This window comes from Acinetobacter sp. UC24323, assembly GCF_024151445.1.
Taxonomy (GTDB): Bacteria; Pseudomonadota; Gammaproteobacteria; order Pseudomonadales; family Moraxellaceae; genus Acinetobacter; species Acinetobacter baumannii.
Genome location: NZ_JAHIBY010000026.1, coordinates 1 through 6,014 on the forward strand (window position 1 = coordinate 1; position 6,014 = coordinate 6,014).

Here is a 6,014-nt window from a genome sequence, read left to right on the forward strand (position 1 = left end):
AAGCATCGGTTTGGGTCCAGATACCGTGTCCAGGAATACCGGCTACATATTCAACGCCATAATTCTTTAGGGTTTGGGCAACAATCTGACTACCCGTTAATCTCTTCTTCACAATTTAATCGTCCTTAAATTAAAATCAAAACTATTCAAAATTTTATTTTTCACAAAACTTTTTTAGCCCAGTTTTAAACTGCAGCTTGACCAAAAGGAACGTCTTTCTTGCCATAACGACGAACACGTAGATTCGCTTGCTCAGCATGTGCAACAAAGCCTTCCATTAGACATAAGCGTGAGCAATATTCCCCAATTTGAGCTGATGCTTCATCTGTAAGTACACGTTGATAAGTACAAGTTTTAAGGTATTTACCAACCCATAGACCTCCCGTATAACGAGCTGCTTTATTTGTTGGTAAAGTATGGTTAGTACCAATAACCTTATCGCCATAAGAAACATTAGTTCTTGGTCCTACAAATAAGGCACCAAAATTCGTTAGATTTTTAAGAAAGTAATCATCATCATGCGTCATAATTTGGACATGTTCAGAAGCATAAAAATCTGATAGTTTCGCCATTTCTTCATTTGATTCACAAAGAATAATTTCACCAAAGTTTTCCCAAGCCGTACGGGCATAAACTGCAGTTGGAAGTAAATCTAATAAGCGATCGATTTCTTTTAATGTTTCTAATGCCAACTCACGAGAAGTCGTCAACATGACGGCTGGTGAATCAGGTCCATGTTCGGCTTGACCAAGGATATCTGTTGCACACATTTCTGCGTCAACACTATCATCAGTAATTAATAATGTTTCTGTAGGTCCAGCAAAAAGATCTATACCAACACGACCAAATAATTGACGTTTAGCTTCAGCAACATAGGCATTACCAGGCCCTACAATAATATCTACAGCAGGAATACTTTCAGTCCCTATCGCCATTGCGCCTACGGCCTGTATTCCACCAAGTGAATAAATTGCGTCAGCGCCAGCCATATGCTGCGCAGCGACAATATATGGAGCTGGTTTACCTTGAAATGGCGGAGCTGCAGTAATAATGTTGTTAACACCAGCAGCCTTTGCTGTACAAATAGACATATGTGCTGAAGCAAGTAATGGATATTTTCCACCTGGTACATAGCAACCAGCAGCATTTACAGGAATATGCTTATGCCCAAGCAAAACTCCAGGTATTGTTTCAATTTCAACATTTAACATTGACTGACGTTGAGCATCAGCAAAACGACGAACTTGAGTTTGTGCGAATTTAATATCTTCGTACTCACGCTCAGTTAATTGATCCATACATTGTTTGATTTCAGCATCAGTAAGTCGATAATCTTGACGATCCCATTTATCAAATTTGACCGATAGCTCTCTTACAGCAACATCACCACGATTCTCAATATCTAGTAAAATTCGTGACACGTCTTCCTTTAACTTATCATTCTGCGCAACACGCTGTTCTGTCGGTTGTGCTTTCTTAATCCACTCAGCCATACTCTACCCTTGAATTAGGATTAAATATTTGATTGATTTCAATCAAATATTTTCTTGAAGTAGACTCAATTTCACTTTAAATAGCAGGTACAAATCGACTCCTCTACTCTATCCATGAATTAAATTGAGTCACCATATTCATGCTAGAAAGTTTCACTTGAATATGATTTCCCTACAATTTCTCAAGAAAAAGAAAAGTGACGCAAATAGACGCAAATAAAAGAACCAATTAATGTAAACGTTTACATTAATTGGTTCTTTTATTAGAATTCCTTATCTTTAAGGTTTTCTCAATTATGAACACTATTCTTAAATCCGTTGCACTAATGGCTATTATTGTTGTTTCAGTCCGTGAATTATCTTTAATTTTTATGAACTATTTTGGGCATCCAGAACTTAGTAATCTTGCAGGACTGTTCTTACTATTAATAAGTCTTGTTATATACAGAAAATTTAAAGGTATTCCCTCCTCCTTGATTACTGCTAATCAACTGATAATGAAAGAAAGTGTTTTTGCATTTTTACCCGTATGCGTTGGCTCTTTAATCATGCTTTTTCATCTTGAGGACAGTTTATATCTTTTCTTGAGTGTTCTCGTCGTAAGCACCCTTTTACCATTGTTACTATTTGCATTCGTTGCAAAAAGAGTACTTTAACATGTTGTTTATATTTTATTTTTTAATTACTGTATTAGGCTATTTAACGGCTAAGCTAATTTATTCTTATATTCCTAGAATTCCGATAATAGTCTACTCGATGTTCATTATTTTAATTTTACTTGTAATAAGTAAGGTTTCTTATAATGACTATATAGAGACAGTAAGCCCTCTATTTAATCGACTTTTAGGGTATGTCACCGTTGCGCTTGCAATTCCTTTAGCAACAATAAAGTATGAAGATTTTCCAATTTCAAAAATATCAGCTTTAGTTTTATGTGCTAGTACTCTTGCTGTTGGATTACCAGTAGGGCTTGCCTACTTATTACACTTATCAACATCCATGATTATTTCTTTTACAACTAGAGCCATCACTACACCTATCGCTCTAAATATTGCAGAAATTATTCATGCTCCCCCTGCTCTTGTTACCTTAATTGTAATTCTTTCAGGCGTTATAGGAGCAGCATTTTCACCCTTACTACTTAAAAATATTAATGATGAAAGAGCTGCAGGATTAGCTTTAGGTTTAGCAGCACATGCTATAGGCACGGCTCAAGCATGGCAAAGAAGCCCTGTTGCTGGACGCTATGCTGCATTTGGAATGGCGATTAATGGGGTTTTCACAGCTATCTGGTTACCACTCACAATTAAAATACTCATATAAAATGAGTGATAACCTTAACTTCATTCGTTTAATCTGGATTAGTTGACTCTCTAACAATCAGTTCGGTTTTTAACAAATATGACTTTAAAGGCTGTTGATTGTTTAAATTATCCAATACCGCTTTAGCGCTTAGAATGCCCATTTCCTCTGCTGGAATATTTAATGTAGTTAAAGGAGGAGTTAGGTATTCTGCAAATTCTAAATTATCGTAACCAATAACATTTAATTGTTCAGGTATTTTTATACCAAGTTCTTTTGCTCCAGCAAGAACACCAAAAGCAATTACATCACTATTACAGATGATGGCACTGACATTCGGATTAGATATGACTATTTCCTTAAGTATTTCTTTTCCACTCGCAATATTATATTGATTTTTACACTCCCAAACTGAATGCTCAGCTTGCTTAGATGTCATAAAATTTTTAAAAGATTCTACTCGAGCAATTTGTCGATCATTGCCTTTTAAAGGCCCACAGATCATTGCTATTTCTTTATGACCTAAAGAATAAAGGTATTCTACAATAGTGGTTGTTGAAGCGTAATTATCAAATCCAATAAATGGAAATTTAGAATCATGATGATATGAATAAGTACAAATTGTAGGTATTTTAAATTTTAATAAATACTTTTCTAAATTTTTATCAAGAATCTCTCCTACGATGAGTAAAGCCTCTGCTCCTCTTTCCAAAAGTAATGTGACCTTATCAAAGATATCACTTGCATCAAAACCACAAGTTAAGATGTATACAACATAACCTTGCTCAGATAGCTTCTTTTGAAAAGCATTAATCATGGTTGCATAAATCGAGTGATCTAAGGTTGGAATAATTGCACCAATCACTTTAGTCTTTTTTGATCTTAATGATTTTGCTGCAGAATTTGCGGTATATCCCATATTAGCAGCAATTTCTAAGATTTTTTCTCGAACTTCAGGTTTTACCATTTCTGGTTTATTAAAACTACGTGAAACTGTTGCAATAGAAACGTTAGCTGCTTTAGCAACATCAATTACACTTACTGAGTTCAACTTTTCCATAACATTATTATTTTGACCCATAATAAAACCGACTAAGATAAAATCGTACAATAAGAATTACTGCAATTATAACAAAGTAGCCATATTTATCTGTTTATTTTTAAGCCTTAATACATATAAAATGTAAACGTTTACAATAATTGAGGCTTTTTCATGAATATTTCTGAATTTGAGGTAATTTATGAACAAAATAAATGTCTAACTTTTAAGCGCTTGTCTTTAGGTAAAACTCAAAGCGGTATTCTTTTATTACCTGAAATTTGGGGATTAAATAAACACATCTATGAAGTGGCAGAACAGTATCTTGTATTAGGCTATGAGGTCTTTATTCCAGATATTTATTGGAGACAGCAACAAAATGTATGTCTTGATTATGATGAGGAAAGTACAAAAATTGCTAGAAAACTATATGCAAATTTAGATTTCAATTTAACTGCCGAAGATTTAAACCAAGTTATTGATTTTATTTTTAAATCAGATAAAAACTATAAGTTAGGTGTATTAGGTTTTTGTATGGGAGGTACATTAACTTATCTTTTACATCATAAAAAAATTGCTGCGATTGTCAGTTATTACGGTAGCAAGGTAAGAGAGTACCTCAAGCAAATAGAATTAATTAACTGCCCTACTCTTTTTCATGTAGCGGATAATGATCATCTGATTACACTTCATGAAATTCAAGAACTTGAGCTGCTTAGCCTTAAAAATAATAAATTTAAGATATATCGCTATCCACTTGCTGGTCATGGATTCAACTGCCCTTACCGTCCAAATTTCTCTGCTGCACAGGCACGTCTAGCATTTGAACGTAGTAGTAACTTCTTTATCCAACATTTAAGTTAGAGGAATTTATGAGAATTCTCTCTGACATGTCAAAGTCAGTAAAGGCAGTATTTTTTGTTGTAATCGGTGTTTTATGTTTAGCCTTTCATGACCTTTTAGGTAAAAAGTTGAACCAAAATTATTCAATCATTTTAATTTTATGGTTTAGGTATCTTTTTCATTTTTTATTTGCAACTTTTCATAGTATCAAAATTAAAAAACTTTCTAGGTTTAAGCGCATTCACTTTTTAAGAGCCTTGTTAATGTCTTTGATTGGCTTAAGCTTTATTACTGGATTAAAGTACATCCCATTATCTGAAGCTACAGCAATCAATTTTTTAGCGCCAATCTTCGTTTTGATTTTCTCTTTTTTTATTCTAAAAGAGAAGGTTATTCAGGATGATTTAATAAAGATTATGATTGGTTTTTTCGGAATACTTATCATTGCTAGACCTGGGGGAGATATTTTTAAAATAGAAATTATCTTCCCAATGTGTGCTGCTCTATTTTTTGCTTTTTATCAAGTGCTTACAAAAATAACTAGTATGTATGAAAGCAGCCTTATATCTAACTATTATCTTGGATTCTATGCATTTTTTTTAACCTCCTTGGTACTACCTTTCTTTTGGGAAAAAATCGCTCCTAATGACCTCATATTTTTTCTTTTAGTAGGTGTATTTGGTACGTTCGCACATACCTTATTTAATAAAGCATACGTTCTTGAATCACCTGTAAAATTAGCACCTTACAGCTATATGCAAATTCTTTTTGCAACACTTTTAGGATTTATATTTTTTGGAACAATTCCAGACTTAACAACTTTTTTAGGTATTTTCATCATCTTCTGCTCAGGTCTAAATATTCGCTTGCACAAAAAGGAACAATAATGCTACATTTTAGTTAGAAGAAGTTCTGTTGTGGTGCAACAGTAACTAAATGGAATTTATTACGGTGAGCAAAAGATTTAGGAAATTAGCATTTTTCCTTTTGCTTAAAGTGGCATAACAATTGCAATGTTTACTTAAGATTAAGCTGAATCAATCGATCAGTTTTTTTTAAAACATAAAATGTAAACGTTTACATTGCATATGTTTAGTTCACACACAACTGAGGACGCTTGTATTATGCGCGACATATACGGAAGAACAGTACAATCAGCATATGACTATGTTGTGGTTGGTTCAGGATCAGCAGGAAGCGTTATCGCTGCACGTTTAGCTGAAGATAAAGATGTCAATGTCCTGCTCCTTGAAGCAGGTCCGGTTGACGATAGTTTATATATTCGCATGCCAGCTGCCTTGGGTTTCCCTCTTACAGATGACCGTTTCAACTGGTAC

Annotated in this window: 7 protein-coding genes; 5 read left to right on the top strand and 2 right to left on the bottom strand. The window is 34.0% G+C overall.

Annotated features, from left to right (window positions below; genetic code table 11):
- Nucleotides 1-185 precede the first annotated feature (185 nt).
- Nucleotides 186-1,493: a histidinol dehydrogenase gene (gene hisD, locus KNQ97_RS19010; protein ID WP_253612625.1), complete on the bottom strand. Its 1,308-nt coding sequence runs from the start codon at nt 1,491-1,493 to the stop codon at nt 186-188.
- 296 nt (nt 1,494-1,789) lie between these two features.
- On the opposite strand from hisD, the gene KNQ97_RS19015 reads away from it, so the two are divergent.
- Both KNQ97_RS19015 and KNQ97_RS19020 read left to right on the top strand, forming a co-directional pair.
- Complete coding sequence (locus KNQ97_RS19015) at nt 1,790-2,149, top strand: hypothetical protein (protein WP_253612626.1); 360 nt, start codon at nt 1,790-1,792, stop codon at nt 2,147-2,149.
- A gap of 1 nt (nt 2,150) precedes the next feature.
- Nucleotides 2,151-2,816, top strand: coding sequence for an LrgB family protein (locus tag KNQ97_RS19020; protein WP_253612627.1), 666 nt, complete (start codon nt 2,151-2,153; stop codon nt 2,814-2,816).
- A 28-nt stretch (nt 2,817-2,844) separates the two neighbouring features.
- Here the strand turns inward: KNQ97_RS19020 and KNQ97_RS19025 are convergent, their stop codons facing one another.
- A complete protein-coding gene (locus tag KNQ97_RS19025; protein ID WP_024432738.1) occupies nt 2,845-3,876 on the bottom strand; it encodes a LacI family DNA-binding transcriptional regulator in 1,032 nt (343 codons plus the stop codon).
- A 132-nt stretch (nt 3,877-4,008) separates the two neighbouring features.
- Between KNQ97_RS19025 and KNQ97_RS19030 the strand changes: the two genes are divergently transcribed.
- The 3 genes from KNQ97_RS19030 to KNQ97_RS19040 form a co-directional block, all read left to right on the top strand.
- Nucleotides 4,009-4,698, top strand: a complete 690-nt coding sequence (locus KNQ97_RS19030; RefSeq protein WP_253612628.1) for a dienelactone hydrolase family protein — start codon at nt 4,009-4,011, stop codon at nt 4,696-4,698.
- Between the two features lie 26 nt (nt 4,699-4,724).
- Nucleotides 4,725-5,564, top strand: a complete 840-nt coding sequence (locus tag KNQ97_RS19035) for a DMT family transporter (protein ID WP_158315915.1) — start codon at nt 4,725-4,727, stop codon at nt 5,562-5,564.
- Between the two features lie 237 nt (nt 5,565-5,801).
- The coding region (locus KNQ97_RS19040) for an NAD(P)-binding protein (RefSeq protein ID WP_253612589.1) at nt 5,802-6,014 on the top strand (213 nt) is incomplete at its 3' end.

Coding starts and splice junctions, on each gene's coding strand:
- KNQ97_RS19015 (WP_253612626.1), top strand. CDS start 1,790: ATGAACACTATTCTTAAATCCGTTGCACTAATGGCTATTATTGTTGTT.
- hisD (WP_253612625.1), bottom strand. CDS start 1,493: ATGGCTGAGTGGATTAAGAAAGCACAACCGACAGAACAGCGTGTTGCG.
- KNQ97_RS19020 (WP_253612627.1), top strand. CDS start 2,151: ATGTTGTTTATATTTTATTTTTTAATTACTGTATTAGGCTATTTAACG.
- KNQ97_RS19030 (WP_253612628.1), top strand. CDS start 4,009: ATGAATATTTCTGAATTTGAGGTAATTTATGAACAAAATAAATGTCTA.
- KNQ97_RS19035 (WP_158315915.1), top strand. CDS start 4,725: ATGTCAAAGTCAGTAAAGGCAGTATTTTTTGTTGTAATCGGTGTTTTA.
- KNQ97_RS19025 (WP_024432738.1), bottom strand. CDS start 3,876: ATGGGTCAAAATAATAATGTTATGGAAAAGTTGAACTCAGTAAGTGTA.